Genomic DNA, 25,517 nt, shown 5'->3' on the forward strand with positions numbered 1-25,517 from the left:
GGCGGCCGCGTCCGCGCCACAGATCGCCGCTCAGCGTGCGCCCGTCGTCTCCTCCACCAGCAGTCTGGCGGCCTGGACGATGCCCACGGCGTCGATGCCGGCCGCGTGCAGTTGCTGGTCGGGGGCGGCCGAGCCCGGCATGGTGCGGACCGCGAGCCGGACCAGCCGGGGCACCGGGCGGCCGTCGGCGAAGACCTCCGCGACGGCGTCGCCGAGGCCGCCCTCGGGATGGTGGTCCTCGACGGTGATCAGGCAGCCGGTCTCCTCGGCGGCCCGGCGCAGGGTCCCGGCGTCCACCGGCTTGACCGAGTACAGGTCGATCACGCGCACCCGGATGCCGTCCTCGGCGAGCCGGTCGGCCGCCGCCAGCGCCTCCGGCACGGTCACCCCGGCCGCGACGATCGTCAGCCGGTCCTCCTCACCGGACCGCAGTGTCCTGCTGCCGCCGACCGGGAACTCCTCGCCGGGGCCGTAGAGCACCGGGGTCGCGCCGCGCGAGGTGCGCAGATAGCGGATGCCGTCGAGGCCGGCCATGGCCGCGACCAGGTGGGCGGTCTGGTTGGCGTCGCACGGGTACAGCACGGTCGAACCGTGCACGGCGCGGAACATCGCCAGGTCCTCCAGGCCCATCTGGGAGGGCCCGTCCTGCCCGATCGCGACACCGGCGTGCGAGCCGACCAGATTGATCCCGGAGCCGCTGACGGACGCCATGCGCACGAAGTCGTGGGCGCGGGTGAAGAACGCGGCGAACGTCGAGGCGTACGGCAGCCAGCCGCGCGTGGCCAGGCCGACGCAGGCGGCGACGAGCTGCTGCTCGGCGATGTAGCACTCGAAGAACCGCTCGGGGTGGGCCTTGGCGAACTCCTCGGTGCGGGTGGAGTCGCCGACCTCGCCGTCGAGGGCGACGACATCGCCGCGGGCGGTGCCGAGCGCGGCGAGGGCCGCGCCGAAGGCGTCCCGCGTCGCGACCTTGTCGCCCTCGTCGTAGCGCGGAAGCTGGAGCACCTCGGTGGTCAGGTCGCGCAGCGCGGCGGCGGCCTGCGGCTCGCCGACCCGGACGCGCAGGTCACGCGGGCCGCCGAGTTCGGCGACGGCCTGGTCGGCGTCCGGCAGCGGTTTGCCGTGGAGCCCCTCACGGTCCTCCACGGCGGCCACGCCCTTGCCCTTGAGGGTGCGGGCGAGGATCACCACAGGCTGCCCGGTGGTGGACAGGGCCTCCCCGTAGGCCCGGTCGATCGCGTCGACGTCGTGGCCGTCGGTCTCGACGGTGTGCCAGCCGAAGGCCTGGAAGCGGCGGGCGTAGGCGTCCAGGTCGTGGCCGTGCCGGGTGGGGCCGCGCTGGCCGAGCCGGTTGACGTCCACGATCGTGATCAGGTTGTCCAGCCGCTCGTACCCGGCGTGCTCGGCGGCCTCCCACACCGAGCCCTCGGCCAGCTCGCTGTCGCCGCACAGCACCCACACCCGGTAGCCGGTCCGCTCCAGCCGCTTGCCCGACAGGGCGATGCCGACCCCTACGGGCAGGCCCTGACCGAGGGATCCGGTGGCCGTCTCCACCCAGGGCAGCCGCCGGGGCGTGGGGTGCCCCTCCAGCCGGCTGCCGAGCCCCCGGAAGGTGAGCAGTTCGCCGTCCTCGATCGCGCCGGCCGCCTTGTACGCGGCGTACAGCAGGGGCGAGGCGTGGCCCTTGGACAGCACGAATCGGTCGTTGGCGGGGTGCTCGGGGCGTTCGAAGTCGTAGCGCAGGTGATGCGCCAGCAGGACGGCCATCAGGTCGGCCGCGGACATCGAGGAGGTGGGGTGCCCGGAGCCCGCGGCGGCGGAGGCGCGCACGCTGTCCACCCTCAACTGCTGGCCCAGTTCGGTGAGTTCGGCGGTGTTCATGTTTCTCCACGGCTGTCGGTGCGGGTCGGCTCACGGGAGGCTTTCCGTGTAACCGGCGCCGGAGCACGTAAACCTCCGGCGGGTCACCCGAACGGCATGTCACGCGGGCGGCCTCGTGCCACCCGGGACGCCCCAACTAGGCTCAAGGCCATGGAGTTTCTGGGCGCCTCCCTGCGCATCTGCGTCGACGACCTCGAAGCCGCGGTCCCGTTCTACGAGCGGCTGGCGGGCGGCAGAGCCCTACGGTTCGAGCGAGGTGGGGTGCAGGTCGCCGCGATCGGCTCGTTTCTGCTGATGAGCGGCCCGGAGGCGGAGCTGGAGATCCTGCGGAAGGTGACGGCGACGATCGCCGTGCAGGACGTCGAGGAGGCGCACCAGGTGCTGACCGGCCTCGGCGCCCGGATCCTCGCCGGGCCGGTGCCGACGCCGGCCGGCCGCAATCTGCTGGCGATGCATCCGGACGGCGCCGTCTTCGAGTACGTGGACCAGCAGCGGTCCTGAGCCGCCCCCGCTCAGGGCTGCTCCGGCCGCATCCGGAAGTCGTGGCGGGCGGGCAGCGGCTCGTCGGTGAGCCGGGCCCACAGCCGGCCGATCACCTCCTCACCCTCCCGCAGGTCGGCGACCTCGAAACCCGCGTCGAGGACGGCCCGCGCCGCGTCGGGCCGGCCCTCGGCGAGCAGCAGCTCGGCGTCGAGGAGCCGGAAGCGGCCGCGCTCGCGCACGGCGGGCAGCAGACGGTCCCATACGGCGCGGGCGTCCGCCGTGCGCCGTACCCGCAGCAGGGCCTGAAGGGTCTCGCGGCCGAGCGCGGCCTGGGCGGCGGTCCAGTCGGCGCCGTCGTCGCGCCGCTCCCGGCACAGGTCGTCGAAGGCGTCGGCGTAGCGTTCGGCGGCCCGTTCGTGGTGGCCTGAGGTCTGGTCGGCGACGGCCAGGCAGCGCATCAACGGCCAGCGGGAGGGCGCCAGTTGGAGGCCGCGTTCCCAGCTGCGGACGGCCTGGGCGCGGTCGCCGGCGTGCCACTGGGCGATGCCGAGGTGGTACTCGGTGTGCGGGGTGGCGGGCGCGGTCTCCAGCATGTCCCGCCAGTGCGGCGCGACGAGGGTCTCGCCGGGCGGCCGTACCCGGCGCGGCTCGGGCAGCGAGCCGGTGCGCAGCAGCTCCCGCCAGGGTGCCTGGGCCGCGCCGAGGGTGGACTCGGGGAACGGGGTGCCGGGCAGTTTCCAGTCGGCGCGCAGCACCTCCAGGGCACCCCAGCCGGATCCGGTGGCCAGGGTTTCGCCGGGTTCGGTGTCGGCGCACGGCAGCCAGGCGGCGTAGGCCTGCTCGACCCGGGCGCGGGGCAGGGCCGCCTCCAGCCGGTCCTCGGCGTCCTGGACCACCTGGGCCCACTCCCCCGCGCCCGGCGCACCCGGCGCGTCGAGGGGACCGTACGCCTCCAGCCAGGACACCTCGCTCTCCGCGTCCAGCCGGACGTGTTCGAGCTGGGTGCGGGCGAGGCCGGCCTGGATCTCGCAGTAGCCGCCGGTGCCGGGCTCGGTCAGCCACTCCTGCCAGCGCCGGCCGCCGGGCAGATGGCCCCACACGAAGAGCTTGCGGCCGCGCAGGGTGTCGGTGGAGGTCTGCGCCAGCCCGTGGCCGTCGGCGTCGACAGCGGCGATCCAGCGGCGCCGGCCGTCGGGGACGTCGTAGAAGTAGTCGGCGGCGTAAGGGCTGTTGAGGGGGTGGCTGCGGTCGACGCCGTCGTACGACGGGACGGGCACCCGGCGCAGTCGGCGCTCGTAGCCGAAATGCCAGGCCTGCTCGGCCGGGGCGAGGATCCGGCGCTCCTCGGGTACGGCGATGTTGGACCACCAGTAGGTGGGCACGGGCCGTTCGTGCGGGTTGCGGACGCGGACACCGGCGTAGAGGAAGTCGGAGCCGTCGGGCAGCCACAGGTCGACCTGGAAGGGCAGGTCACGCAGCCGCTCCCACTCCCACAGGCGCAGCATCTGACCGCCGTCGGGAGCCGGGACGCGGGCCGCGTGCAGGGGGGCGCAGGACAGGATGGTGTGGCCGGTGGCGCCGATGTTCCACTCGATGCCGCCGGAGTACCAGGCGCCGTTGAGGGCGAAGCCGGCGGGCTGGAACACCGGGTTGCGGTACAGGAGTTCGCGTCCGGTGGGCAGGTGGAGCAGGGAGACGATCCGGCCGCCGAGGCCGGGCAGGACGGTGGCGCGCAGCCGGTCGTTCTCGATCACCAGGGCGTCGAGGGCGCGGGGTTCACGGGTTCTGCCGTAGCCGTCGCGGACCCGGACCGGGAGCAGGCTGTGCAGGCGCTCGTGACCGACCTGGCGGGCCATGTCCCGGGGCATGCCGATCGGCGTCTCCCCTGCTCGAACGGAGTTGAGAGCTTGGGGAAGGTCGCGGTCGTCGAGGGGGTGCAGCGGGGGCAGCGGGTTGTCCGGGCCCAGCTGCGCGGCGGGCAGGGTCAGTACCTCACGTCGGATCCTCGTCACGAGTCCCCATGGAACCCGGCGTGCGGTGAGTCGGCCAGGGGAGGTACGGGTCAGGATTGCGCAAAAGCCTCCACGCCCGCGTCCGCGAGCAGGGACCGGTCAGCCGGGGTTACGCATCTCCGCGGTCAGTGCCCAGCGCTCGTGGTCGCGCCAGGCGCCGTCGATGTAGATCATGGCGGGCGAGAAGCCCTCCAGGCGGAAGCCGCCGCCCCGGGCCAGCGCGACGGAGGCGGCGTTCTCGGGCTGGACGTTGATCTCCAGCCGGTGCAGGCCCAGCGGTCCGAAGGCGTACCCGACGACCAGGTCGAGGCCCTCGCGCATCAGGCCGCGGCCGGCGGCGTGCGCGAAGGCGCCGTAGCCGAGGGCGCCGCACTGGAAGCCGCCCCGGACGATGTTGTTGATGTTGATGAATCCGGCGATGGCCCCGCTGTCCTTCTCGCACACCAGGAAGCCGGCCTTGGTGGGGTCCTCGATCAGCCGGCCGGCGTAGGCGGCGTAGGCCTCGTCGGTGTCCGGCGGGAACAGCCACGGCCGGTGCAGGTCCTTGCTCTCGCGGGCACGGGCCGTGAACTCGGGACCGTCCTCGGGGGTGAAGTGGCGGATGGCCACGCGGGGGCCCTCGGCGAGCCAGTGGGGTGCGGTGTGCGGCATCCGGCCAGCGTACGACGTCACCGCCCGCGCCGTCCGCGGGATTCCGCCCGGACGGCGGGGGTGCACGGCCGGCACCCACCCCGGTCCGGGACGCCGGGGCGGGTCAGCGCAGGGCGGGCTCGTCCAGGGTCAACGTGCCGGAATCCGCGTCGAGTTCCGCGGGGACGCCGAAAGGAATGGTCAGGGCGCCGGCACAGTGGCCGAAACCGAACTCCTCCACCACCGGCACGCCGAGCCCGCCGAGCCGGTCGGCGAACATCGGCCGTATCGCGGCGTAGTCGCCACAGCGCTCCCAGGAGCCGAGCAGGATCCCGCGCACGCCCTCCAGCCAGCCGGAGCGCAGGAGCTGGGTGAGGTAGCGGTCCAGCTGGTACGTCGTCTCGCCGACGTCCTCCAGGCAGAGCAGCCCACCGGCCGCCGAGGGGCGGGCGTGCGGGGTGCCGCGTTCGGTGGCGAGCAGGGCCAGACAGCCGCCGAGAGTGATGCCACGGGCGCGGCCGGGCACGAGGGCCGTGCCGCCGGAGGCGATGGTGCAGACGGTCTCCGGGGCGAAGAGGGTGGCCCGCAGATGGTCCTGTGCGCGGGCGTTCTTGATGAAGTCGACGCCGGCCGCCACCGGCCCGTACAGGGTGGCGAGGCCGAGGCGGGCGGCGAAGGCCTCGTGCAGGACGGTGATGTCGCTGAAGCCGACGAGGACCTTGGGCCCGGCCGCCCGCATCGCCTCCCAGTCGAGCAGGTCGACCATCCGCTGTACGCCGTATCCGCCGCGGGCGCACAGGACGGCGTCCACGGTGGGGTCGCACCAGGCGTTCTGGAGGTCGGCCGCGCGGTCGGCGTCGGCGCCGGCGAGGTAGCCGAACTCGCCGTGCCGGTCGAGGACATGGGGGGCGACGACCGGGTCGAGGTCCCAGCCGCGCAGCACGTCGAGCCCGGCCTGGAGCCGCTCCTCGGGCACCGGCCCGCTGGTGGCGACGACGGCGACGCGGGCGCCGGGGGCCAGCCGCTTCGGCCGGGTCAGTGCCTTCGCGTCCTTCGCGTCCTTCACGTCCTTCACGGGTGCAGCTCCAGTCTCGGGACGTCGGGCACGTCCAGTCCGAACACCTGAGCGTACAAGGACAGTTCCGCCTCCAGCGCGCGCACCATCGTCTCGGCCCGCCGGAACCCGTGGCCCTCGCCGGGGAAGGTCAGGTAGGCGTGCGGCACGCCCCGGCCCTGGATCCGGGCGAGGAAGCGTTCGCACTGGGCCGGCGGGCAGATCACGTCGTCCAGGCCCTGGAGCAGCAGGAACGGCACGGTGAGCCGGTCGGCGTGGGTGGTCGGCGAGCGCTCTGTGTACCGGGCCGGCACCTCGGCGAGGGGCCCGATGAGCGACTCCAGGTAGCGGGACTCGAAGTCGTGGGTCTCCCCCGGTCCCCAGGTGGCGAGGTCGAGGACGGGGTAGACGATGGTCCCGCAGGCGTAGACGTCGGTGGTGGTCAGGGAGGCTGCGGCGGTCCAGCCGCCGGCGCTGCCGCCGCGGATGGCGAGCCGGGCGGGGTCGGCAGTGCCCTCCTCGGCGAGGGCGCGGGCGACGGCCGCGCAGTCCTCGACGTCGACCACACCCCACTGCCCGCGCAGCCGCTCCCGGTAGGCGCGTCCGTATCCGGTGGAGCCGCCGTAGTTCACCTCGGCGATCCCGATGCCCCGCGAGGTGAAGTAGGCGATGGTCAGGTCGAGGACGAGCGGCACCCGGCTGGTGGGCCCGCCGTGCGCCCAGATGACGTACGGCGGCGCCTCGCCGTCGGGTGCGGTGCGGGCGGGGTGGTGCGGCGGGTGGACGTGGGCGTGCACCTCTCGGCCGCCGGGGCCGGTGAAGGTGCGGGTGCTGGGCTGCGGGTAGTAGGCGGGGTCGACGGCGTCCCGGTGCCGGGCGCCGACGGCGCGGGCCCGGCCGGTGCCGGTGTCCAGCTCGACCACCTCGTGGGCGGTGCGCGGGCCGGCGCCGACCGCGAAGACCCGGCTGCCGCGAGCGGCGAGCGTGCCGGCGAACTCGGTCCACGGTCCGGCGACGTCGACGATCTCACCGGATACGGGATCCAGTATCCCGAGTACGGTCGACCCCCTGCCGTGTACGACCGCGATCAGCCCGCTGTCCAGCGGTGCGAACCAGCGCAGTCCGGGCCGCCACAGCGGCCCGGCGAACTCCTCCTCGCGCGGGCAGAGCGGGGTGCCGTCGTCCCGGTAGAGGTTCCACCAGCCGCTGCGGTCGCTGGTGTACAGAAGACTGCCTTCTGCAGACCATTCGGTCTGCGCGATCGCCTCGTGCGGCCCGCCGGCGACCGTGTGGACGGTATGCAGTATGCCGTCGACACCGATCTCGCCGACGAGCAGTTCCGTCCCCTCCCACGGCATCCGCGGATGGTCCCAGGCGAGCCAGGCGGCCCGGCGGCCGTCGGGTGAGAGGCGGGGGCCGGTGACGAACCGGTGGCGGCCGTCGGTGAGTTCGCGCACCGCGGAGCGGTCTTCGGCGGCGGAGCCGTCCAGCGGTACGGCGGCCAGGACGCGCCGGACGTCGCCGGGGCCGTCCCCGGTGAACTCCTCCAGCACGCACCACACTTCACCGCGGGCGAGGTCCAGGTGCGGGTCGGCCCAACGCGGTCCCGCGCCGACCGCGGACAGCGGGGTCAGCGGGCGCGGCTCGCCGCCGGGTTCGTACCGGTACAGCCGCTGGTCGGCGAAGTGTGTGAAGACGATCAGCGGCCGGCCGTCCGGCACCGCCCCGGTCCAGGGGCGGCCGCCGTACTCGACGACCCGGTTGGCCACGTTCCACGGCGCGGACAGCACCGTCTCCTCCGTGCCCTCGGCCGTACGCCGCACCAGTGCCCGGCGGCCGCCCTCGGCGGGCCGGGGTTCGGTCCACCACACCTCGTCCCCGACGAAGCCCACCCAGTCCGGCTGTCCGTCGTGCGCGGCGGCCAGCGCCGCGTCGACGGGCGACGGCCACGTTCCGTACGGCGACGTCAGCACGCGTGTGTGCCCTCCTTCTCGGCTTCTTGAGCGGCTCGAAAGGCTCCCCTAGGCCGTGCGCAGGAAGCGGTCGAGGACGCGGACGCCGAAGTGCAGCGCCTCGACGGGCACCCGCTCGTCCACGCCGTGGAACAGCGCCTGGTAGTCGAGATCCTCGGGCAGCTTCAGCGGGGCGAAGCCGTAACCGGTGATGCCGAGCCGGGAGAACTGCTTGGCGTCCGTGCCGCCCGACATGCAGTACGGCACCACATGCCCGTCCGGTGCGAACTCCTCGACGGCGGCTCGCATCCGGGCGAAGGTGGGGGATTCCACCGGCGCCTGCAGGGCCACCTCGCGGTGCGCGAACTCCCAGCTCACGTCCGGGCCGGTGAGCTGATCGAGGGTGGTGGTGAACTCTTCCTCGCCGCCCGGCAGATAGCGCCCGTCGACGTAGGCGACCGCTTCGCCGGGGACGACGTTGATCTTGTAACCGGCTTCCAGCATGGTCGGGTTGGCGCTGTTGCGCAGGGTTGCCTCGACCAGCGCGGCCGCCGGGCCGAGCTTCTCCAGCAGCCGGTCCACGTCCCGGAAGTCGGGCTCGATGCCGTACAGGGTGGCGAGTTCGGTGAGTGCGGCCCGCACCGTCGGGGTGAGCCGGATCCGCCATTCGTGCTCGCCGATGCGCGCGACGGCGGCGGCGAGCCGGGTGACCGCGTTGTCCTTGTGCACCTTGGAGCCGTGCCCGGCCCGGCCGCGCGCGGTGAGTTTCACCCAGCCGGTGCCCCGCTCCCCGGCGCCGATCGGGTAGAGCTGCCGGCCGGCGCCGTCGTGGAAGGTGAAGGCGCCGGACTCGCTGATGCCCTCGGTGCAGCCCTCGAACAGCTCGGGGTGGTGGTCGGCGAGGAACCCGGAGCCGTCCTCGGCGCTGGCCTCCTCGTCGGCGGTGAAGGCGATGACGATGTCCCGGCGGGGCCGTACGCCCAGCCGGGCCCAGGCACGCACGACGGCGAGGATCATCGCGTCCATGTTCTTCATGTCGACGGCGCCGCGGCCCCACACCACCCCGTCGCGGATCTCCCCGGAGAACGGGTGCACGCTCCAGTCGGCGGCCTCGGCCGGCACCACGTCGAGATGGCCGTGGACCAGCAGCGCGTCGGCGGCGGGGTCGGTGCCCTCGATCCGGGCGACGACGTTGGTGCGGCCCGGTGTGCGCTCCAGCAGCAGCGGCTCCAGGCCCGCGCCGGCCAGCCGTTCGGCGGCGTACTCGGCGGCGGGCCGCTCCCGGCAGTCCCCGCCGCCCCGGTTGGTGGTGTCGATGCGGATCAGACCGGAGGTGAACTCCACGACCTCGTCCAGCGCCTGAAGGTCGGTCTGCCGGTCGGTGTGCTGGTCAGCCATACTGCTCCTCCACGGCGGCGGAGACGATCGTGGTGACCGCCTTGAACGTCCTGATCCCCTCGTACATGGTGGCGCTGGTGTACGCCACCTTCCGCTCCCCGATGCGGGCGACCCCGGGGACGACGGTGGCGGCCATCGCCAGATGCTCGGCGTCGAACTCGACGGCGACGGTGAACGGCCCGGCCTCGACGGGTGCGTGGCGCACCGCGAGCCGGGCGGCCTCCTTCGCGGCGGCGCGGATGTCGGCGGCGGTGCGGGCCGGGGTCCGGCACACCGCCGCGTACCGCGACACATGGTCCTTGACGGCGACCTTCAGTGCCTCGGGGGCGTACCCGAGCGCGTCCTCGCAGGCCACGTCGTCGCCGGTGACGAGGACGACGGGGACGCCGTACTCGGCGACGACGTGCGCGTTGAGCAGACCCTCGCTGGCGCGGGCGTCGTTCAGCCACACGCCGGTGATCTGGTTGGCGAGGTAGGTGTGGGCGAGGACGCCCTCCATGCCGGCGCCGGCGTGGTAGCCGACGAAGGCGATGCCGTCGACGTCCCCGTACTGCACGCCCTCCACCATGGACAGCGCCTTGTGCCGGCCGGTGAGCATCTCGACCCGCTCGTCGAGCCGCTCCAGCAGCAGATTCCGCATGCTCCAGTGGGCCTCGTTGACGAGCACCTGATCGGCGCCGCCGTCGAAGAAGCCCCCCGCGGCGGCGTTCACGTCCGAGGTGAACATCGCCCGGCACCGCTCCCACTGCGGCGTCCCCGGCAGCACATCGGCCGGCCACGTGACCCCGGTGGCACCCTCCATGTCGGCACTGATGAGGATCTTCATGTTGCGTCACGTTACGCGCCGACGGGGGAACTTCCTACGAGGCGTCGATCCCAACTCAGGAGACCGCACCGGCCGGCCGCAGCACCGTCTCCTCACCCGGCCCGCCCGGCGCGGCCGTGACCCGGGCGCCGGTCATGTCGCCGGAGGTGAGCGTGCCGGTCACGTCCAGTACCACCACGTCGATGTGCTGAAGCCGTTCCCACGCCTGCGGCCCGCTGACCAGCACGCCCAGTTGCGCGCCCCGTCCGGCCGCGGCCATCAACGCGGTCGGCGTCGCCAACCCCCAGCGCACAGGGGCACGCCACGACCGGCACGGCCACGCACGCGGTGACAGCGGCCTGCGGATCCGCCCCGGCACCGAGCCGCAAGCCGAGTGTCGTCACGGCCGGCGCCCGTACGACGGGTACGAAGACTCCGGCCGGCCGAGTTCCGGATCGGGAAGGCGGCGCACGCCACATGCGGCATCCGGGTCGAACCCGGACCCATGAGCGTCTAGTGGGGCGGCAAGCCCTCGGCGCCCGTGTCGTGGGAGGACGCGCAGTGTTCCAGCAGCGCGGAAACCGGGCCGTCGACGAGCCGGTAGCGCACGATCCTGCCCTCCTTGTCGCCCTCGACGACGCCCGCGGCGCGCAGGAGGCGGAGCGCCTGGGAGACGGCGGTGTCCCGCATTCCGGTGGCGACGGCGAGGTCCGAGACGGCGATGGGGCCGGCCTCGTGGAGGGCGAGCAGCAGGGAGAGGCGTCCGGGGTCGGAGAGCAGGGAGAAGCGATCGGCCCAGGCACGTACGCGCTCGGGCTCGCCGACGGCGGCGATCGCATCGCAGACCCGGTGGCCGTCGATGGTGCGCTGCCCGGCACGTTCCGCGGGGACGAGATGCATGGCCTCATCATCGCAGCCGCACCGTTCCGGTCATCACACCTGCATAGTTGTGCAGTCTTGCAGCCCTTGACCGCGGCACTCTAGGGTGGGTGGGCCGTGGTGTTCGGGAAGACCGGTGACGGCCCCTCAGGGGGCTCAGTCCGGAGCGGCCCTCGCCACTGTGATCGGGAAGTTTCCGCCCCACGCATTGCCACTGGCCTCGCGGCCGGGAAGGCAGGGGCGGGCGCGTCGACCCGTCAGCCAGGAGACCGGCCACGGCATCACGAAGCTGATCCACGAGGTGCTGGAGCGTGACCGAATGACCGTGTCCTCAGGCGTGCCCGAAACCGCCGCCACCACGTCCTTCCGCTGGCGGCGCGAGGACACCGTCCGAACCGCGGGCCTGCTGGCCGTGATCGTCGCCCTGCATGTGGTGGCCTTCGGGATCCTCTTCGTTCTGGTGATCCCGCATCACTATGAGGTCGGCACCAAGGCGTTCGGGGTCGGCCTCGGCATCACCGCCTACACCCTCGGCATGCGGCACGCCTTCGACGCCGACCACATCGCCGCGATCGACAACACCACCCGCAAGCTGATGGCCGACGGCAAACGGCCGGTGTCGGTGGGCTTCTGGTTCGCGCTCGGGCACTCCAGCGTGGTGGTCGTCATGGCCGCGCTGGTCGCGGGAGGCGCGAAGCTCGCCGGCGCCCTGATGAACGACGGTTCCCGGACCCACCAGGTCCTCGGCACCGTCGGCACCACGGTCTCCGGCGGTTTCCTCTACCTCATCGCCGCCCTCAACCTCGTGGCGCTGTTCGGCATCGCCCGCGTCTTCAAGGCCATGCGCGCCGGGCAGTACGACGAGGCCGAGCTGGAGGCGCACCTGGACTCGCGCGGCTTCATGAACCGCATCCTGGGCCGGCTCACCAAGTCCGTCCGCCGCCCCGGCCAGATGTTCCCGCTCGGCTTCCTCTTCGGGATCGGCTTCGACACCTCGACCGAGGTGCTGCTTCTCGCCCTGGCCGGCAACGGCGCGGCCGCCGGTCTGCCCTGGTACGCGGTCCTGTGCCTGCCCCTGCTCTTCGCCGCCGGCATGAGCCTGTTCGACACCCTCGACGGCACCTTCATGAACTTCGCCTACCAGTGGGCCTTCTCGAACCCGGTCCGCAAGGTGTTCTACAACCTCACCATCACCGGTCTGTCCATCGCCGTCGCCTTCTTCGTCGGGACGATCGAGCTGGTCGGCGTCCTGCATGACAAGCTCGGCCTGAGCGATGGCGTCACCGGCTGGATCGCGGGCCTGAACCTGGACAACGTCGGCTACGTCATCGTCGGCCTGTTCGTCGTCGTCTGGGTCATGGCCATCGCCTACTGGCGCCTGGCCAAGGTCGAGGAGCGCTGGAACGCCCACACCACAGAGACCGGCTGACTCCTACGAGGCGGTGCCACCGGGCGGGCCGGCTCGGGCGGCCTGCAGCTCCAGCAGCGAGGCCGTCGCCGTCCAGCCGGTCGGCGATCTCGGGCCGGGGTGTGGCCGGGCAGGGTGAAGGCCGGTACGCCGGTCCGCTCGGCCGCCGGGCCCAGCCGCCGGCGACCCGGGACCTGGGCCAGGGCCTCCCGCGCGTAGGCCGTCAGCCGCGTCTCGTGGTCCGCCACCGCCGTGCGGTCGATGGCCGTCAGCCCGGGAGGTCCCAGCACATCGCGGTCCTGCTTCCGGCCGAGCCGCTGCCGGCGAGGTTCCGGCGGCCGTGCAGCAGCGCCGGCCTCTGCTCGGCCACCTGCTGCAGGTGCCGCTCCGCCAGGTCGAGGCTCGGACGGCGGTCGGTGACGATCTCGTCCCCGTTCTCCATGGACCGAGAACCTTGGGACCGCCCGGCTCACGTGGGCGGAGGCACGACCGCGAGCCGGGCGCACGGCCGGGAGGCTCGGGCCCCCTCCGCACCCTCGGCTGAGACGGTGCGGGGCCCGCGCGCGTGCCGGGTCTTTCCGTCCGGCTACTTCCCGGCGAGGACGAACCAGCGGGCCGGCAGGTCGATGCGGGTGCCGTCCGCGAGGTGTTCGGTCTGCGGCAGGGTCGTCTCGCCCTCGGCGAGGACCCTCAGGCCGGCCGCGGCGAGCAGCTTCGGGATCTCCTCGTCGTCGGCGTCGGCGGGCTTGAGCCCGTGCTGGAAGACGCGCTGGAGCTTGGGCCCCGGCCCGCCCGGCTGGGACGCGGCACGCCTCAGCACGTCCCGGGAGCCGGAGGTGAGTTCGACGACGAACGCGCGTCCCGCGCCGCCGATGATCTCGGCGACGGCGGCGGCGACCGCGGGCCGCGCCTCCGGTTCACTCTGATGGATGACGGCCCGCATATAGACGTGGGCGTCGCCGAGCTGCTCGTGCAGGGCACGGACGGCGCCCGTGTCGGTGAGGTCGAGCTGCTGGAACTCCGCGGTGTCGTCGGGCGTGGCGCGGCGCGCGTGCTCGACGGCGGCGTGCGAGAGGTCGACGCCGACGGCGCGGGCGAACCGGGTGGCGAGATAGCGGGTCGTGGTGCCGTTGCCGCAGCCGAGGTCGACGATGGTGCGCTCCGCATCGGCGTGAGGCAGCAGCAGGGCGCTGTGCGGCTCGGCGGAGAGGGCGGGATCGCAGTCCCAGATCGCTTCGCCCGCCTCGTCCGAGGTCTCGCTCCAGTAACGTTCCCAGGCGTTGCGGTAGTTGTCCGAGACGTTCATGCGCTCTCCCCACGGTTCGGTTCCGTGATCGGGATATCGCGGAGGCCCAGGCCAGGGCAAGATGCGGACGCCCACCTTCACGAGATGTACGGGCGCTGGAGAGGCCGGGGGGCGTGCGCGCAGACAGGGCGCGCGCCCCACGTAACCCCGTGCGTGACGCCCGCTCACCTCCGTCCGGTGACCGCCTGTTCGAACCAGACCGTCTTGCGGTGGCCGCTCGCGGTGGCGCCCCACTCCCGGGCCAGCCGGCTGACCACGCGCAGGCCCCGGCCCGACTCGTCGTACGGGCCGGGGCCGAGCATGGTGGGCAGGGCGGGTTCGTCGTCGGTGACCTCGAAGAGCAGGGCGTCGGCGCGGACCACGCGCAGGTCGACCGGCCGGCTCCCGGCGTGCCGGACGGCGTTGGTGACGACCTCGCTGACCAGCAGCTCGGCGGTCTCCACCGCCTGCGGCAAGCCCCAGGCGAGGAGCTGGGCGCGGACCAGACGGCGGGCCCGGCCGACCTCGCGCGGGTCGGGGTCGAAGCGCCATTCGGCGACGTGGTCGCCGGGGATGCCGTTGAGGCGGGCCATGAGCAGGGCGACGTCGTCCTTGCGGCCGCCGCGGGTGTTGAGGGCTCGGATGATGGTGTCGCAGGCGTCGTCCATGGAGGCGGCGGGGTGCGCGGCGGACTCGCACAGCGCGGCGAGGCCCTCGCCGATGTCGGAGCCGCGCACCTCGACCAGGCCGTCGGTGCACAGCACCAGCCGGTCACCGGGCGCGACCTTGACCCGCACGGACTCGAACGCGACACCGCCGACGCCTATGGGGGCGCCGGTCGGCAGGTCGAGGAGTTCGCTGCTGCCGTCCTCGGCGCGCACCAGGACGGGCGGGATGTGGCCGGCGTTGGCGAGGTGCAGCTCGCCGCGGATCGGGTCGTAGACGGCGTAGAGGCAGGTGGCGAGGTAGGTGTCGCCGAGCCGGCGGGCCAGGTCGTCGAGGTTGCGCAGAAGCTGGGCGGGCGGGGTCTCCATCGCGGCCATGGTCTGTACGGCGGTGCGCAACTGGCCCATCATCGCGGCCGAGTTGAGGCCGTGGCCCATGACGTCGCCGACGACGAGGGCGGTGCGCGAGCCGGGCAGTTTGATGGTGTCGAACCAGTCGCCGCCGATCCGGCCCAGCCGGGTGCCGGGCAGATAGCGGGTGGCGACGTCGCACCCCGCCATCCGCGGGTTCACCTGCGGCAGCATGCTGTCCTGGAGGGTGTCGGCGACGTTCTCCTGGTAGGTGTACATGCGGGCGTTGTCGAGCACGAGGCCTGCGCGGGCGGCGAGTTCGGCGCCGGTGGTGCGGTCCATGTCGTCGAACGCCACCCGGTCGGGGCGGCGCATCAGCACCATGAAGCCGAGGACGACGTTGCGGGCCTTGAGCGGCACGATCAGCAGCGAACGGCCGCCGATGAGGGGCCTGAGGTCGCGCTTCTCGAACTCGCCGGAGATCCGCTCGGACAGCTCCTCGGTGACCCGCGGGATCAGCACCGGCTCACCGGTGACCATGCACTTGTAGAACGGGGTGTGCTCGGGGAAGGCGAACGCCTCGCCGACGGGCACGGTGTCGTCCCAGCGGCCCGGTTCGTCGTTGTGCTCGACCCAGACGCGGAACATCACGGTCTGCGCGTCCGGCGGGCCGTCCGGGAAGCCCTCGCCGGCGAGGACGGCGGCGCGTAGATGGGTGCCGGCGAAGTCGGCGAACCGGGGTACGGCGGCGCTGGTGACCTCGCGGATGGTCTCGCCGAGGTCGAGCGAGGAACCGATGCGGGAGCTGACCTCGTTGAGGAACTCCAGCCGCTCGCGCACCGCCGCGTACTCCAGGTCCTCCTCGGCGCCGGCCGGGACCAGGACGGGTGCGCCGGTGCGCTGCTGCGGTACGACGGGTTCGGCGCGGCGGCGGCCCGGGCGGCGGGGCACGCCCCAGTACGGGGTGACGGGCACCCGGTCGAACTGGCTGAACTCCAGGACCGGATAGCCCAGTTCGAGGACCTGGGCGACGATGCGGGAGCTGAGTCCCGGGCCCATGTTGGGCAGGATCTCGGGCAGCCGCCGCTCCAGCTCGTCGGAGGCGGGCAGCTCGGTGTGGCGGGCGAAGCCGGGTGAGATGCGCTCGGCGGTCTCGTCGTCGTAGCCGCGTTCCTCGCGCAGCCGGCCGGCGTCGGCGGCGAGCACGAGCAGGCGGGAGGGGCCGGGGCCGACCAGCGGGTAGGCCCACCACAGCACGTCGAGCCGCTCGCCGGCGGGAACACCGGGTGCGGCGATGCGGGCACGGCCCGCCGTGGCGTAGCCGGTGTGCCCGTCGAGCGAGGCCTCCAGATCGGGGCCGGGCCCGTCGTGACGCGGGTACGCGCCGGACATCGCGTCGTCGTGCATGTCGCCGTGCGCGTCGTCGGGGAGGACTCCGGAGACCGGCAGCAGATCGGCCGCGGGCCGTCCTACGGCGTCCTCGCGTCCGGCGCCGAACAGCCGCCGGGCTCCGCTGCTCCAGTGGGACACGAGGCCGGCGCGGTCGACGACGACCACGGCCAGCGGAATGCGGCCCGCGGCGGCGTCATCCGCGCCGCGGCCGGGAGGCGTGTCCCGCGTGCTGCCACGGTCGTCGCCGAAATCCATGGCCCAGGCCCTTTCTCCCCGCGGCTGTTCGCAAACGATCTGTGAAGCCTGCCACTACCGTACGGCGGCGGCCGGTCGCGATGTGTGCCAATCCTGGAATTGGTTTCACCGAATCGCACCGGCGCGCAGCTCAGCGCCCCGCGGACGCCCCCTGCCCCCGCCCGGTCAGTCCTCGTGCCCCAGCTGCAGGTCGCGTTCGGTGCGGCCGCCGCCCGCGACCTGGAGCACGGTGGCGACCGGCGGGTAGCCCGCGGCGATGACGGTGTACTCGCCGGAGGACAGGTCGACGAACCGGAACGTCCCGTCCGATCCGGTGGTGAGGGTGTCGACGACGTTGCCGGCGGCGTCGAGGAGGGTGACGCGCGCGTCCTCGACGGGCCGGCCGCCGCTCGCCCGGACGGTGCCCCTGAGCATGGCGCCGCCCGCGAGTTCGACGTCCTGCCGGGTCTCCCGGGAGGCCTGCACGGTGACGGGGAGGGCGGCCGGCCGGAAGGCGGGGGCGCTGGCGGCCAGGGTGTACTCGCCGGCGACGAGTTCGGTGATGACGTAACCGCCCTCGCGGCCGCTGCGGGCGGCGGCGACGACCTCGCCGTGCACGTTGGTGAGGGTGACGGTGGCGTCCCGTACGGGGCTGCCGTCGGCGGTGCGGACGCTGCCCGCGAGGCGTCCGGCGCCGCCGAGGACGACGTCGAGTTCGACGGGCCGTTCGCCGACGGTGACGGAGACGGCCTGCGGCTGGTGGCCGCCGGCGGCGGCGATGAGCACGTACGAACCGGAGCCGGGGGTGCTGAGCGCGTACCGCCCGTCCTCGCCGCTCGCGCCCCGGCCGATCTGCTGTCCGGCGACGTCGATGAGGGTGAGGGCGGCGCGGGGCACCACGGTGCCGTCGGGGTGCTGCACGGTGCCGCAGACCGGGATTCCGGCGGCGTACGGCGAGCGAAGCGAGATGGGGGTCCCCCCGGCCGAAGGCTGGGGGCGGGCCTGTGGGATCGGGGGGTTCACGGTCTCGGGCCCGGTCTCGGCGGTGGGGTGGGACACCAGGGGTTTCTCCTTGAGGAAGAAGGCGAGGAGCAGGCCGGCGAGGAGCACCGGGACGAGGTAGAGGAAGATCCGGGGCATCGCGTCGGCGTAGGCGCGGATGTAGGCGTCGCGCAGCGCCGGGGGCAGCGCGTGCACGAGCTGAGGGGTGATGGAGTCGGCGTCGGGCAGTCGGGCGCCCGTGCGCGGGGGCAGTTCCCGGCGGAGCGCGGCGGTGAGCCGGTCGGCGAAGAGGGTGCCGAAGACCGCGGCGCCGACGCTGCCGCCGATCTGGCGGAAGTAGTTGTTGGCGCTGGTGGCGGTGCCGAGGTCGGAGGGCCGTACGGAGTTCTGCACGGCGAGGACGAGGACGGGCATCACGAGGCCGATGCCGGCGCCGAGGACGGCCATCCAGATGCTGTAGTGCAGCCGGGGCGTGTCGGTTTCGAGGCGGGACAGCAGCCACATGCCGACGGCGGAGACGGCGCCGCCGAGCACGGGGAAGACCTTGTAGCGGCCGGTGCGGCTGATGAGCTGGCCGCCGATGACCGAGGCGCCGACGATCCCGGCCATCATGGGCAGCATCAGCAGCCCGGACTCGGTGGCGCTGGCGCCGTCGACCATCTGCAGGAAGGTCGGCAGATAGCTGGCGGCGCCGAACAGGGCGACACCGATCACCAGGCCCACCAGGCCGCTGACGTTGAAGACGGAGTCGCGGAACAGCCGCAGCGGGATGAGGGGTTCGGCGGCGAAGCGCTCGGCGACGAGGAAGAGGACCGTGGCGGCGAGGGCGCCGGCGCCGAGGCCGATGATCTGCCGCGAGCCCCACGCGTACTCGGTGCCGCCCCAGCTGGTGAGCAGCACCAGGCAGGTGGAGGCGGCGGCGAGGAGCAGGGCGCCGAGGACGTCGAGGCGGCCGCGGGTGGCGGGCCTGGGCAGTTTCAGGACGGCGGTGACCACGGCGAGGGTGATCAGGCCGAAGGGGACGTTGACGTAGAAGCACCAGCGCCAGGAGAGGTGGTCGGTGAAGTAGCCGCCCAGCAGCGGGCCCGCGACGGAGGCGAGGCCGAAGGCGGCGCCGATCAGGCCCATGTAGCGGCCCCGTTCGCGGGGCGGGACGATGTCGGCGATGATCGCCTGTACGCCGATCATGAGACCGCCGGCGCCGACGCCCTGGACCGCACGGAAGGCGATGAGCTGGTCCATGGACTGGGCCCGGCCGGCGAGCGCGGAGCCGACGACGAAGACGGCGATGGCGAACTGGAAGACGCCCTTGCGGCCGACGAGGTCGCCGAGCTTGCCGTACAGCGGCAGGCCGATGGTGGAGGTGAGCAGATAGGCGGTGATCGCCCAGCTCATCCGGTTCAGGCCGTGCAGTTCACCGACGATCTTCGGCAGCGCGGTGGCGACGATCATCTGGTCGAGCGCCGCGAGGAGCAGGGCGAGCATCAGCCCGAGGAAGACCAACCGCACGCGGCGTGCGCCGAGTCGAGGGACTGCCTCTGCGGTCGCCGGTGCGGTCGGCGCGTCGCGGGGTGTGTTCTCCCCCGCCGCCGGCGCCGCGACCGGCTCGTGTGTCACCAGAGTCGTCCCGCCCACGTACCGCTCCCCTCGTCACATCTGTCACATGTCCCGCGTACGGCGGCAACGGGGAACAACTGCGGCGGGTTACGGCCTGGTTCCGGACGGAAGGGAGATCCACTCGAACCGGTGAAGGGGCACAACGCCCCTTCACCGCAGGGGGCTTGGGCTACTTCTCGACCTCGGCGGCGAGGTTGGCCAGCACCGCGTCGTAGATCCGGCCGAGGCCCTTGGGCGCGAAGGTCTTCTCGAAGAAGCCGCCGATGCCGCCGGCGCCGTTCCAGGTGGTGGTGACGACGACCCGGGAGCTGCCCTCGCCCGCCGGGGTGACCGTCCAGACGGTGACCATGGAGGAGTTGCGGTCCTTCTCGACGAGCTGCCCGTCGGTGGGCTCGCTGACCTCCAGCAGGCAGTCACGGACCCGCTTGCTGGTGGCCTGGAGCTTCCAGTGGACGAGGGTGCCCTCGCCGTCGCCGCCCTCGCGGACCTCGTACTCGCTGAAGTGCTCGGGCAGCAGCTTCTGCCGCGTGCCGCGGTAGTCGGCGAGGGCGTCGAACACCTTCTCCGCGTCCGCCGCGACGACCCGCTCCGTAGTGGCCTCGACCTGCGCCATTGCGTTCCTCCAGGACCTGGTTTCTCGGGATGGGAGCAAGCCAACCACCCCGGTGCCCGGCGCCCCAAATCGGGGGCCGTCAACACGGGGCGCACGATCACGGGAACACATGTTCTATTGTGTGCGGCAGTGCTACCGAGGAGGCGTCATGCGCTGGGACAACCTCACGGAGGAGAGCGAACACGGCCGGGCCGAGGCCGCCCTGTTCGGCGCGGACGCGGTGACGACCCGCACCTTCGACATGCCCGAGTTCCGGGGGATCACCTTCCACGAGGTCCGGGCGCGCTCGGTGCTGAACCGGGTGCCGGGCGCCTCGCGCATGCCGTTCGAGTGGACCGTCAATCCGTATCGCGGCTGCACGCACGCGTGCGTGTACTGCTTCGCCAGGAAGACCCACGGCTATCTGGACCTCGACACCGGCATCGGCTTCGACACCCAGATCGTGGTCAAGGTGAACGCGCCCGAGGTGCTGCGCCGCCAGCTCGCCTCCCCCCGCTGGCAGGGCGAGCACGTCGCGATGGGCACCAACGTCGACTGCTACCAGCGGGCCGAGGGCCGCTACCGGCTGATGCCGGGCATCATCTCCGCCCTCACCGAGCGCGCGAACCCGTTCTCGATCCTCACCAAGGGCACGCTGATCCTGCGCGATCTGGACCTGCTGGTGCGGGCGGCCGAGGTGACGGACGTCGGCATCTCGGTCTCGGCCGGCTTCCTCGACACCGAGCTGTGGCGCACGGTGGAGCCGGGCACGCCCGCGCCCGAGCGCCGGCTGGACGTCGTACGCGCCCTCGGCGAGCACGGCATCGGCTGCGGGGTGCTGATGGCACCGGTCATCCCGTTCCTGAGCGACCATCCGGACCAGCTGCGCGCCACGGTACGGGCGATCGCGGCGGCCGGGGCGACCTCGGTGACCCCGCTGACGCTGCATCTGCGGCCGGGCGCCCGGGAGTGGTTCATGGCGTGGCTCGCCCGGCACCATCCGCACCTGGTGCGGCGCTACGAGCGGCTGTACGCGGCAGGCGCCTACGCGCCCACCTGGTATCAGCGCCGGATCACCCGTCAGGTGCACGAGCTGGCACGGGAGTACGGCATCGGGCCCACGCGCGCGGGCGCGGCCCGCCGCATCCGCCCGACGTCCGCGGCCCCGGACGGGCCGGACGCCGAGCCGGCGGCCGAGCCGACCCAGCTCACCCTCATGTGACCGCGTCCGGGTGAGGACGTTCGGGGGCTTCGCGCGGCCCAATCGGGTCAACTCCGGGCGCAACACGTTCTCCAGGGCCCCGGTCCCGGGACGATGCGGCGAGGGCCATGATGCTCGCGGTCCGCCGATCCCTCCGCGTCCGTCCCGGGAGGACCCATGAGAACTCGCGCAGTGGTGCTGTGCGCTGCCGCCGCCGTGCTGGCGGGGGCGGTGACCGCCCTGCCCGCGCGGGGGGCCGCGGCCGCCCCCGCCGCGCACCTCGCCTGGCAGAAGTGCGGCACCGGCGACTACCCGACGCTGCAGTGCGCGTCCCTGACGGTGCCGCTGGACCACGCGAACCCGGCGGGCCGGCAGATCACGCTCGCCCTGTCCCGTGTCCCGCACACCTCGCCGGCCTTCCAGGGCCCGCTGCTGGTCAACCCCGGCGGTCCCGGCGGCAGCGGCCTCACCCTCGCCGGGTTCGTCGCCTCCGCACTGCCGAAGAGCGTCGCCGCCCGGTACGACGTCATCGGCTTCGACCCGCGCGGGGTCGGCAGGTCGGCCCCGGCCCTGGACTGCGCGCCGGGCCACTTCAAGGCGGTGCGCCCGGACACCGTGCCCACGACGGCGGCCCTGGAGCAGGCGAACCTCGCGCGCGCGAAGTCCTTCGCCACCGCCTGCAGCCGCAAGCACGCCGATGTGCTGCCGTACATCGACACCGTCAGCGCCGTACGCGACATGGACGCCATCCGCGCGGCGCTCGGCACCCCGCAGATCAGCTACTTCGGCTACTCCTACGGCACGTACCTCGGCGCGGTCTACGCCAAGCTGTTCCCCGAGCGGGTCCGCCGTCTGGTGCTGGACTCCGTCGTCGACCCGGCCGGGGTCTGGTACGCGGACAACATCGGCCAGGACTACGCCTTCGACGACCGCCACCGCGCCCTGATGGCCTGGATCGCCCGGTACGACTCGACGTACCACCTCGGCAAGGACCCTCAGAAGATCGAGGCGATGTGGTACGCGATGCGGGCGGCGCTGGCGAAGAAGCCGGCCGGCGGCACGGTGGGCGCCGCCGAACTGGAGGACACCTTCGTCCCCGGCGGCTACTACAACGGCTACTGGCCCTACCTCGCCGGGGCGTTCGCGGCGTACGTCCGCGACGGGAACGCCGAGCCGCTGGTGGCGGCGTACAAGAGCTTCGGCGCCGTGAACCACACGGGCGACAACGGCTACAGCGTCTACTCGGCGGTGCAGTGCCGGGACACGGCCTGGCCCGAATCCTGGAACCGGTGGCGCGCGCAGACCTGGGAGGTGTACCGCAAGGCGCCGTTCTTCGCCTGGAACAACGCCTGGTACAACGCGCCGTGCGTCTTCTGGCCGGGTGCGCGGCGCGAGCCGGTGAACATCGCCAACGGCAAGCTGCCGCCGGTGCTGCTCTTCCAGGCGACCGACGACGCGGCGACGCCCTACCCGGGTGGGGTCACCGTGCACCGGCTGCTCGCCCGGTCCAGCCTCGTGGTCGAGGAGGGCGGCGGCAACCATGGGATCACGCTGAGCGGGAACGCCTGTCTGGACCGGTATCTGAGTGACTATCTGACGGACGGGCGCGTGCCGCGCAGCCTCGCCGGCGTGGCCGACGCGGTGTGCGCGAAGTCGGCCGATCCCAAGCCGTTGGTGGCGAAGGCCGCGGCCATGTCTGCGCGGGGGTCCGCGCTGCACGGGTTGCTGGGCTTCCGCCGGTAGACGCGCCTCACGCCTCCTTCTGCTGGGGGATGCGGGCCAGGGCGTGCACGGCCGCCTCCGCGAGGGCCGGGTGAGCCAGGGCCTCGCTCAGGACGCGGCGGGCGCGGGGGTCGCCCAGAGCGCCGAGGCCCTCCACGCAGGCGAGGGCGACCCTGCGGTAGGGGTCGTGGGGGCGCAGCCGGCGTTCCAGGGTGGTGATCAGCGCGGGCACGGACTCGGGGGCGCGCAGGGAGGTCAGCAGCCGCACCGGGTGCAGGGCGTAGGCGACGCGCAGTTCGTTCGTGGCGAGGGCGGCGGCCGCGCGGGCCGTGCGCGGATCGCCGAGGCGGGCCAGGGCGTGCGCGGCGGAGGCGCAGCGCGGGGGGTCGCGGTGGTTCAGGAGCAGCACCAGGGACTCGAAGGCGCGCCGGTCGCCCGCGCGTCCGAGGCGGAACGCGGCCAGTTCCCTGGCCCACAGCGGCTGTCCGGACGCGCTGAGCACCTCCGCGAGTTCGTCGTGGTCCTCGGTCGCCAGCAGCCGGTCGAAGGCCGCCGTGCCGTGCGACTCCTGCCGTAAGCGCTCCGTGAGCGATCGCAACTCTTCGTCCACGAAGTCCAGCGTAGGCGGGTGGCGAGGCCGGGGGGAGCTACATCACAAAGTCGGATTCGGGCGCCCCTCTGGCGCGCTCGTTACCCGCGGGTTAAGCTCAGACGAGCGAGTTACCCACTCGCGTTCTCGCTGGCGACGGTTTGGTGACGCGGCCGTCGCGAGCAGCAGGCAGTTCGGTACGGCTCGTACCGCTGTACGACCCGGCTCCGGGACAGGGCCGGTCGGAATCCCCGCCGTTCTCCACGGGCGTGTGCGCGCCCTCGGCATCGGCGGCACCGGGCGTGTGCGCTCGCAGCCCGGCAACACCCGCACTCCTTTCCGCTCCGCGGTGCGTCTTCCGGCGCACCCGGCGCGTTCCTCGTCGTCACCCTCATTCCTGGAGTCCCGCGATGGCCACTCCCCTGTCCCCCCAGTCCGGCACCCCGCTGCCCGCCCTCAAGACGATCGCCGTCGTCGGCCTCGGCACGATGGGCACCGGCATCACCGAGGTCCTCGTGAAGGCCGGCCGCGAGGTGATCGGCATCGACGTCAGCGAGGCCCAGGCCGCGCGGTGCGTCGCCGCCCTGGAGGCCTCCACCGCCCGCGCCGTGGAGCGCGGCCGGCTCACCGGGTCCGAGCGCGCCGACGCCCTCGCCCGGGTGCGCACCGGCACCGATCTCGCGGCGGCGGCCGACGCCGACCTCGTCATCGAGGTGGCTCCGGAGTCGTACGAGGTCAAGCACGCGATCTTCCGTGAGCTGGACGGCATCGTCCGCCCGGAGACGGTCCTCGCCACCGGCACCAACGCCCTGTCCGTGACCCGGCTCGCCGCCGACTCGGCGCACCCCGAGCGGGTGCTGGGCCTGCACTTCTTCAACCCGGCGCCCGCGATGAAGCTGGTCGAGGTGGTCTCCTCGGTGCTGACGGCGCCGGCCGCCGTCGCCGCGGTCACCGACCTCGCGATCGAGCTGGGCAAGGAGCCGGTCGCGGTCGGCGACCGTCCCGGTTTCGTGGCCGACGGCCTGCTGTTCGGCTACCTCAACCAGGCCGCCGCGATGTACGAGGCCCGCTACGCCTCCCGCGAGGACATCGACGCGGCGATGCGGCTCGGCTGCGGCCTGCCGATGGGCCCGCTCGCGCTGCTGGACCTGATCGGCATCGACACCGCACGGACGGTCCTGGAGGCCATGTACGCCGCCTCCCGCGACCGGCTGCACGCCCCCGCCCCGATCCTGAAGCAGCTCAGCGAGGCGGGCCTGACCGGCCGCAAGTCCGGGCGCGGCTTCTACAGCTACGAGGCGCCGGGCAGCGCCACGGTCGTTCCGGACGCCCTGACCCCCGACGCCGGCGGCACCCACGCTCCCGGCCGCGAGGTCCGCTCCGTCGGCGTCGCCGGCTCCGGCACCATGGCCTCGGGCATCGCCGAGGTGTTCGCCAAGGCGGGCTACGACGTCGTCCTGGCCGCCCGCAGCGAGGAGAAGGCGCAGGCGGCCAAGGCCCGCATCGGCAAGTCCCTGGCGCGCTCGGTCGACAAGGGCCGGCTGACCGCCGAGGCCGCCGCCGAGGTGCTGGACCGGATCGCCCCGGCGGGGTCCTACGACGCGTTCGCCGACGTCGACCTGGCCGTCGAGGCGATCGCCGAGGACCTGGCGGTCAAGCAGCAGCTGTTCGCCGCGCTGGACAAGGTCTGCAAGCCCGGCGCGGTCCTCGCCACCACCACCTCCTCGCTGCCCGTCGTCGCCTGCGCCCGCGCCACCTCGCGCCCGCAGGACGTCATCGGCATGCACTTCTTCAACCCGGCGCCGGCGATGAAGCTGGTCGAGGTCGTGCGGACCGTGCTGACCGCCGACGACGTCCACGCGACCGTCCGCGAGGTCTGCGCGAAGATCAAGAAGCACGCGGTGGACTGCGGCGACCGGGCCGGCTTCATCGTGAACGCGCTGCTGTTCCCGTACCTGAACAACGCCATCAAGATGGTCGAGGAGCACTACGCGTCCCTGGACGACATCGACGCGGCGATGAAGCTCGGCGGCGGCTACCCGATGGGCCCCTTCGAGCTGCTGGACGTGGTCGGCCTGGATGTCTCGCTGGCCATCGAGAAGGTGCTGCACCGCGAGTTCCGCGACCCGGGCCTCGCCCCGTCCCCGCTGCTGGAGCACCTGGTGGCGGCGGGCTGCCTCGGCCGCAAGACCGGCCGCGGCTTCCGCGAGTATGCCCGCCGCTGACGGCGTCGGCGACTGGTCCCACGCGGAGACGGACTGGGGCGGACTGCTCGATCCCGCCGCGCATCCCCTCCCCACCCGGGCAGGCGGTCCCCCGCCCGTCCCGGGCGGGGAAACCCCCACACCTGCGCAAAGAGCTGCGC

19 protein-coding genes, 1 pseudogene and 1 riboswitch are annotated in these 25,517 nt (G+C 73.2%); of the genes and pseudogenes, 5 read left to right on the forward strand and 15 right to left on the reverse strand.

Translation table 11 applies throughout. The features are described from left to right. Positions 1-30 precede the first annotated feature (30 nt). Complete coding sequence (locus tag O1G22_RS08050; protein WP_270080685.1) at positions 31-1,881, reverse strand: transketolase; 1,851 nt, start codon at positions 1,879-1,881, stop codon at positions 31-33. A gap of 150 nt (positions 1,882-2,031) precedes the next feature. Between O1G22_RS08050 and O1G22_RS08055 the strand changes: the two genes are divergently transcribed. Beyond that, complete coding sequence (locus tag O1G22_RS08055) at positions 2,032-2,382, forward strand: VOC family protein (protein ID WP_270080686.1); 351 nt, start codon at positions 2,032-2,034, stop codon at positions 2,380-2,382. Positions 2,383-2,393: 11 nt separating this feature from the next. On the opposite strand, the gene O1G22_RS08060 is transcribed toward O1G22_RS08055, so the two are convergent. The 8 genes and pseudogenes from O1G22_RS08060 to O1G22_RS08095 form a co-directional block, all read right to left on the reverse strand. Next, on the reverse strand, positions 2,394-4,376 hold the full coding sequence (locus O1G22_RS08060; RefSeq protein ID WP_270080687.1) for a DUF5107 domain-containing protein: 1,983 nt from the start codon (positions 4,374-4,376) through the stop codon (positions 2,394-2,396). Positions 4,377-4,475: 99 nt separating this feature from the next. Then, positions 4,476-5,027: a GNAT family N-acetyltransferase gene (locus tag O1G22_RS08065; protein WP_270080688.1), complete on the reverse strand. Its 552-nt coding sequence runs from the start codon at positions 5,025-5,027 to the stop codon at positions 4,476-4,478. Between the two features lie 103 nt (positions 5,028-5,130). Continuing rightward, entirely contained in the window at positions 5,131-6,081 is a 951-nt protein-coding gene (locus O1G22_RS08070) for a S66 peptidase family protein (protein ID WP_270080689.1), read from the reverse strand. Then, positions 6,078-8,033: a dipeptidyl-peptidase 5 gene (locus tag O1G22_RS08075; RefSeq protein ID WP_270080690.1), complete on the reverse strand. Its 1,956-nt coding sequence runs from the start codon at positions 8,031-8,033 to the stop codon at positions 6,078-6,080. Before O1G22_RS08075 ends, O1G22_RS08070 begins: the two co-directional genes overlap by 4 nt. A 48-nt stretch (positions 8,034-8,081) precedes the next feature. Further along, a complete protein-coding gene (locus O1G22_RS08080; protein WP_270080691.1) occupies positions 8,082-9,410 on the reverse strand; it encodes a M20/M25/M40 family metallo-hydrolase in 1,329 nt (442 codons plus the stop codon). Next, positions 9,403-10,236 (reverse strand): M55 family metallopeptidase, encoded by an 834-nt coding sequence (locus tag O1G22_RS08085; RefSeq protein WP_270080692.1) that lies wholly within the window; start codon positions 10,234-10,236, stop codon positions 9,403-9,405. Before O1G22_RS08085 ends, O1G22_RS08080 begins: the two co-directional genes overlap by 8 nt. A 61-nt stretch (positions 10,237-10,297) precedes the next feature. Beyond that, positions 10,298-10,658: pseudogene (locus tag O1G22_RS08090) on the reverse strand (heavy metal translocating P-type ATPase); the annotation flags it as partial. 70 nt (positions 10,659-10,728) lie between these two features. Next, positions 10,729-11,115 carry an ArsR/SmtB family transcription factor gene (locus O1G22_RS08095; protein WP_270080693.1) on the reverse strand — a complete coding sequence of 129 codons (387 nt, stop codon included), beginning with the start codon at positions 11,113-11,115 and terminating at the stop codon, positions 10,729-10,731. An 80-nt stretch (positions 11,116-11,195) separates the two neighbouring features. Then, a riboswitch (cobalamin riboswitch) is annotated at positions 11,196-11,386 on the forward strand. A 27-nt stretch (positions 11,387-11,413) separates the two neighbouring features. On the opposite strand from O1G22_RS08095, the gene nicT reads away from it, so the two are divergent. Continuing rightward, positions 11,414-12,523 (forward strand): Nickel transporter NicT, encoded by a 1,110-nt coding sequence (gene nicT / locus O1G22_RS08100; RefSeq protein ID WP_270080694.1) that lies wholly within the window; start codon positions 11,414-11,416, stop codon positions 12,521-12,523. Positions 12,524-12,770: 247 nt separating this feature from the next. Here the strand turns inward: nicT and O1G22_RS08105 are convergent, their stop codons facing one another. The 5 genes from O1G22_RS08105 to O1G22_RS08125 all read right to left on the reverse strand — a co-directional run bounded on the left by O1G22_RS08105 (position 12,771) and on the right by O1G22_RS08125 (position 19,661). Beyond that, positions 12,771-12,944, reverse strand: a complete 174-nt coding sequence (locus O1G22_RS08105) for a hypothetical protein (RefSeq protein ID WP_270080695.1) — start codon at positions 12,942-12,944, stop codon at positions 12,771-12,773. Between the two features lie 144 nt (positions 12,945-13,088). After that, positions 13,089-13,808: a class I SAM-dependent methyltransferase gene (locus O1G22_RS08110; RefSeq protein WP_270080696.1), complete on the reverse strand. Its 720-nt coding sequence runs from the start codon at positions 13,806-13,808 to the stop codon at positions 13,089-13,091. 164 nt (positions 13,809-13,972) lie between these two features. Beyond that, positions 13,973-16,450 carry an ATP-binding SpoIIE family protein phosphatase gene (locus O1G22_RS08115; RefSeq protein ID WP_270080697.1) on the reverse strand — a complete coding sequence of 826 codons (2,478 nt, stop codon included), beginning with the start codon at positions 16,448-16,450 and terminating at the stop codon, positions 13,973-13,975. 165 nt (positions 16,451-16,615) lie between these two features. Continuing rightward, positions 16,616-19,066: an MFS transporter gene (locus O1G22_RS08120; RefSeq protein WP_270080698.1), complete on the reverse strand. Its 2,451-nt coding sequence runs from the start codon at positions 19,064-19,066 to the stop codon at positions 16,616-16,618. Positions 19,067-19,217: 151 nt separating this feature from the next. After that, positions 19,218-19,661, reverse strand: coding sequence for an SRPBCC family protein (locus O1G22_RS08125; protein WP_270080699.1), 444 nt, complete (start codon positions 19,659-19,661; stop codon positions 19,218-19,220). A 148-nt stretch (positions 19,662-19,809) separates the two neighbouring features. Between O1G22_RS08125 and O1G22_RS08130 the strand changes: the two genes are divergently transcribed. Both O1G22_RS08130 and O1G22_RS08135 read left to right on the forward strand, forming a co-directional pair. Continuing rightward, positions 19,810-20,862 carry an Rv2578c family radical SAM protein gene (locus O1G22_RS08130; RefSeq protein WP_270080700.1) on the forward strand — a complete coding sequence of 351 codons (1,053 nt, stop codon included), beginning with the start codon at positions 19,810-19,812 and terminating at the stop codon, positions 20,860-20,862. Between the two features lie 156 nt (positions 20,863-21,018). Beyond that, on the forward strand, positions 21,019-22,584 hold the full coding sequence (locus tag O1G22_RS08135) for an alpha/beta hydrolase (RefSeq protein WP_270080701.1): 1,566 nt from the start codon (positions 21,019-21,021) through the stop codon (positions 22,582-22,584). Between the two features lie 7 nt (positions 22,585-22,591). Here O1G22_RS08135 and O1G22_RS08140 read toward each other — a convergent pair whose 3' ends face one another. Then, the gene (locus O1G22_RS08140) at positions 22,592-23,173 is read right to left on the reverse strand and encodes an adenylosuccinate lyase (protein WP_270080702.1); all 582 of its coding nucleotides are present in this window, start codon (positions 23,171-23,173) and stop codon (positions 22,592-22,594) included. A gap of 389 nt (positions 23,174-23,562) precedes the next feature. Here O1G22_RS08140 and O1G22_RS08145 point away from each other — a divergent pair, with 389 nt between their 5' ends. Further along, positions 23,563-25,377 carry a 3-hydroxyacyl-CoA dehydrogenase family protein gene (locus O1G22_RS08145; RefSeq protein ID WP_270080703.1) on the forward strand — a complete coding sequence of 605 codons (1,815 nt, stop codon included), beginning with the start codon at positions 23,563-23,565 and terminating at the stop codon, positions 25,375-25,377. Positions 25,378-25,517: the final 140 nt, after the last annotated feature.

The organism is Streptomyces camelliae (genome assembly GCF_027625935.1).
GTDB classification, from domain to species: Bacteria; Actinomycetota; Actinomycetes; order Streptomycetales; family Streptomycetaceae; genus Streptomyces; species Streptomyces camelliae.

What these genes read in the sequence shown, in the direction of transcription:
- O1G22_RS08050 (WP_270080685.1), bottom strand. Translation starts at nt 1,881, where the DNA reads ATGAACACCGCCGAACTCACCGAACTGGGCCAGCAGTTGAGGGTGGAC.
- O1G22_RS08055 (WP_270080686.1), top strand. Translation starts at nt 2,032, where the DNA reads ATGGAGTTTCTGGGCGCCTCCCTGCGCATCTGCGTCGACGACCTCGAA.
- O1G22_RS08065 (WP_270080688.1), bottom strand. Translation starts at nt 5,027, where the DNA reads ATGCCGCACACCGCACCCCACTGGCTCGCCGAGGGCCCCCGCGTGGCC.
- O1G22_RS08080 (WP_270080691.1), bottom strand. Translation starts at nt 9,410, where the DNA reads ATGGCTGACCAGCACACCGACCGGCAGACCGACCTTCAGGCGCTGGAC.
- O1G22_RS08085 (WP_270080692.1), bottom strand. Translation starts at nt 10,236, where the DNA reads ATGAAGATCCTCATCAGTGCCGACATGGAGGGTGCCACCGGGGTCACG.
- O1G22_RS08095 (WP_270080693.1), bottom strand. Translation starts at nt 11,115, where the DNA reads ATGCATCTCGTCCCCGCGGAACGTGCCGGGCAGCGCACCATCGACGGC.
- nicT (WP_270080694.1), top strand. Translation starts at nt 11,414, where the DNA reads ATGACCGTGTCCTCAGGCGTGCCCGAAACCGCCGCCACCACGTCCTTC.
- O1G22_RS08105 (WP_270080695.1), bottom strand. Translation starts at nt 12,944, where the DNA reads ATGGAGAACGGGGACGAGATCGTCACCGACCGCCGTCCGAGCCTCGAC.
- O1G22_RS08110 (WP_270080696.1), bottom strand. Translation starts at nt 13,808, where the DNA reads ATGAACGTCTCGGACAACTACCGCAACGCCTGGGAACGTTACTGGAGC.
- O1G22_RS08115 (WP_270080697.1), bottom strand. Translation starts at nt 16,450, where the DNA reads ATGGATTTCGGCGACGACCGTGGCAGCACGCGGGACACGCCTCCCGGC.
- O1G22_RS08125 (WP_270080699.1), bottom strand. Translation starts at nt 19,661, where the DNA reads ATGGCGCAGGTCGAGGCCACTACGGAGCGGGTCGTCGCGGCGGACGCG.
- O1G22_RS08130 (WP_270080700.1), top strand. Translation starts at nt 19,810, where the DNA reads ATGCGCTGGGACAACCTCACGGAGGAGAGCGAACACGGCCGGGCCGAG.
- O1G22_RS08135 (WP_270080701.1), top strand. Translation starts at nt 21,019, where the DNA reads ATGAGAACTCGCGCAGTGGTGCTGTGCGCTGCCGCCGCCGTGCTGGCG.
- O1G22_RS08145 (WP_270080703.1), top strand. Translation starts at nt 23,563, where the DNA reads ATGGCCACTCCCCTGTCCCCCCAGTCCGGCACCCCGCTGCCCGCCCTC.